This is a genomic window from Enterobacter cloacae complex sp. IR5441, assembly GCF_049238215.1.
Lineage (GTDB): Bacteria > Pseudomonadota > Gammaproteobacteria > Enterobacterales > Enterobacteriaceae > Enterobacter > Enterobacter hormaechei_C.
In genome coordinates this window covers 1-2,899 of sequence record NZ_JBMKIA010000086.1, presented here as the reverse complement: position 1 = coordinate 2,899, position 2,899 = coordinate 1, and the positions used below count along the sequence as shown (strand labels likewise).

Below are 2,899 nucleotides of genomic sequence, written 5' to 3'. Positions count from 1 at the left end.
TATAACGAATGGCATCCGCATAGTGCGCTGGGTTATCGCTCGCCACGGGAATATCTGCGGCAGCGGGCCAGTAATGGGTTAAGTGATAAAAGGTGTCTGGAAATATAGGGGCAAATCCATTCACCACCATGGTCGCTGCCGAAGAAGATATAGTTCTTTTTACCCAGACATACTGCCCGTAACGCCCGCTCCGCTGCATTGTTATCAGGCTCTGCCAGACCGTCATCGCAGTAGTAGCACAGGGCATCCCACTGGTTCAGAACATAAGCGAACGCCTCGCCTAGCCGGGATTTTTTCGACAGGGCGGCGCTTTTCTCCACCAACCAGTCATGCAGGGATATCAGTAGCGGTTTACTTCGGGACTGCCTGGCTGCCAGCCGCTCAGTTGCCGCGAGGCCGCGTATTGCTTCTTCGATTGCGTACAGCTCGCTGATACGTTTCAGGGCTTCTTCTGCTGTCGCTGTTTGCGTGCTTATATAGACGTCATGGATTTTTCTTCGGGCATGGGCCCAGCATGCGGCTTCTGTAAGTGGCCCTCCTTCACGCTCCGGACTGAACAACCGATCATAACCCGCGAAGGCATCCGCCTGCAGAACACCATGATAATGGCGAAGATGCTGCTGAGGATGCTTCCCCTGCCTGTCCGGTGAGAAGGCGAACCACGCCGCTGGCGGATCTGACGAGCCTGCGCTTCGGTCATCGCGAACATACGTCCAGATGCGCCCGGTTTTCGTCTTCTTTCTGCCCGGCGCCAGCACCGGAACAGGTGTGTCATCAGTGTGCAGTTTGCGGCAGTCCATCACGTAGTGGTAAAGGGCTTCATCCAGCGGGGCCATTAACCGGCAACAGGCATCCACCCAGTTGGAGAGCAGCGCACGACTCAGAACCACCCCCTGACGGGCAAAGATTTCAGTCTGACGATACAGCGGCAGATGTTCGCAGTATTTCGCGGTTAGCACCCGGGCCAGCAGACCCGGCCCTGCGATACCGCGATCGATGGGACGTGATGGCGCAGGGGCTTCAACGATACAGTCACATCTGACACAGGCCTTTTTCACTCTGACCGTGCGGATCACTTTCAGGGCGCTGGAGACCAGCTCCAGCTGCTCCGCGCTGACTTCACTGAGGTACTCCATATCACCACCGCATTCCGGGCAACCCGTTTCAGATGGCTCCAGCCGGTGTATCTCACGGGGAAGATGTTCAGGGAGTGGTCGGCGGTGGCGTGACTGGCGAAGCTGACGCGTAACCAGTGGGTCATTATCCCGTCCGTTGTAGCGATCGCTTTGCTGCTCCTGCTGTTTCAGCAGGGCTTCGGCTTCTTCAACCTGTCGGCGTAGCTTTTCTGAGCGGGTACCGAACAGCATCCGGCGCAGTTTTTCTATCTGTGCCCGCAGGTGCTCTATTTCGCGCTCTTCGTTCTCTATTTTCTCTTCAGCGCGGGCCAGCGCCGAACGCAGGAACGACTCAGTCTCTGCAACGAGGCTGAGCTGACTGTCTTTCTGGCGAAGCGCGTCTTCCAGCGCGGCGATACGGGCGAGATAGTCCTGACTCATGACCTCATTTATAATGCGGCCATGTCCTTTTTACAACATTGTCAGTGAGTTAAGGCGTGTTGTTTTTGGCTGACGCCAGTCCAGCTTATCGAGGAGCATGGCAAGTTGTGAGCGGGTGATCGCTATTTTGCCATCGCGTACAGCAGGCCAGATGAACTGGCCTTCTTCCAGCCGTTTGGTAAACAGGCACAGGCCATCAGCATCAGCCCAGAGGATCTTCACGGTGTCACCCTTGCGGCCACGGAAGATAAACAGATGGCCGGAGAACGGATCCTCATCAAGTGCATGCTGTACCAGCTCGCCCAGACCATTGAACGATTTACGCATATCGGTGACGCCGGCAACCAGCCAGATACGGGTGCCCGACGGGAGGGATATCATTGGCTTCTCCCGGTCAGCTCGCGGAGCAGCACGGCCAACAGTTCTGGTGACGGGTTCTCAAGCGTCATTTTGCCGTGACGGAACTCAACACAACAGGAGGTGGCATTCAGCGCTGAGAACTGACCCGGGTCAGTGTTTGTTTCACCTGTTGGTTCTGGATCAGGTATCACCTCGACAGGCAGCATCATCGGCGATGATGGAGATTCGACAGCTGCCGGAAGGCGGCGTGATATACGGCCTTCATTCTGCCAGAGCCGCAGCCATTTGAAGAGGACGTTATCATTGATGCCGTTTTCGCGGGCAATCTGAGCAACGCAGGCTCCGGGGCGGGAAGCAAGTTCGACCATACGTAGCTTGAAGTCATTGGGATAATTTTTACGGGGTTCTTTTCGCCAGGATAGGGATTCCATACTTAGATGTCCGTCTGTACAGGTGGACGTCTAAGTTATCAGTACTGGCTTAATGGCTACATACGGCACTGGGTTTACGCTTACTTTATTATGGCTTCAAGCATATCTTCTTCGTTCAGCGAGCGCTGGGGTTTGTTGATGCTCGGAGCATGACGTCTTCGGGAAGGCTCATCACCAGAAGGTATCGATTGTGAGCGATTATTGTCCCGTTTTCTCTGGACCTGGCGCGAAACTTCAAGCACATGGCCCAGTCTTTTATTATCAACAATCGCGACGGGATCAACTTCCGACAACCGGTCGTAGGTGGAATAGGGGAGCTGTACATCATTCAGGCGCAGTTCCTTATGTCCGTCAGGATAATGCCAGACGTCGATATACTTACCGATGGCCCGGCGGCTGTCCTTGCTGTCTTCAATCAGATACAGCACTTTATCGGGCACTGTTGCAAAGTTAGCGATGAGGCAGCCTTTTGTCTTATTCAAAGGCCTTACATTTCAAAAACTCTGCTTACCAGGCGCATTTCGCCCAGGGGATCACCATAATAAAATGCTG

General features: G+C 54.7%; 2 protein-coding genes and 2 pseudogenes. All 4 read right to left on the bottom strand.

Annotated features, from left to right (window positions below):
* Positions 1–119 precede the first annotated feature (119 nt).
* Positions 120–1,556 (bottom strand): annotated as a pseudogene (locus tag ACOTX5_RS26305) (IS66-like element ISEcl6 family transposase); the annotation flags it as partial.
* Positions 1,557–1,586: 30 nt separating this feature from the next.
* Entirely contained in the window at positions 1,587–1,937 is a 351-nt protein-coding gene (gene tnpB / locus ACOTX5_RS26300; protein WP_063945311.1) for an IS66 family insertion sequence element accessory protein TnpB, read from the bottom strand.
* Positions 1,934–2,347 (bottom strand): IS66-like element accessory protein TnpA, encoded by a 414-nt coding sequence (tnpA, locus tag ACOTX5_RS26295; protein ID WP_063945312.1) that lies wholly within the window; start codon positions 2,345–2,347, stop codon positions 1,934–1,936. Before tnpA ends, tnpB begins: the two co-directional genes overlap by 4 nt.
* Before the next feature lie 80 nt (positions 2,348–2,427).
* Positions 2,428–2,781, bottom strand: a pseudogene (locus tag ACOTX5_RS26290) (ISNCY family transposase); the annotation flags it as partial.
* Positions 2,782–2,899: the final 118 nt, after the last annotated feature.

Excerpts from the sequence above, each read along its gene's own strand:
- tnpB (WP_063945311.1), bottom strand. The coding sequence starts at position 1,937 with ATGATATCCCTCCCGTCGGGCACCCGTATCTGGCTGGTTGCCGGCGTC.
- tnpA (WP_063945312.1), bottom strand. The coding sequence starts at position 2,347 with ATGGAATCCCTATCCTGGCGAAAAGAACCCCGTAAAAATTATCCCAAT.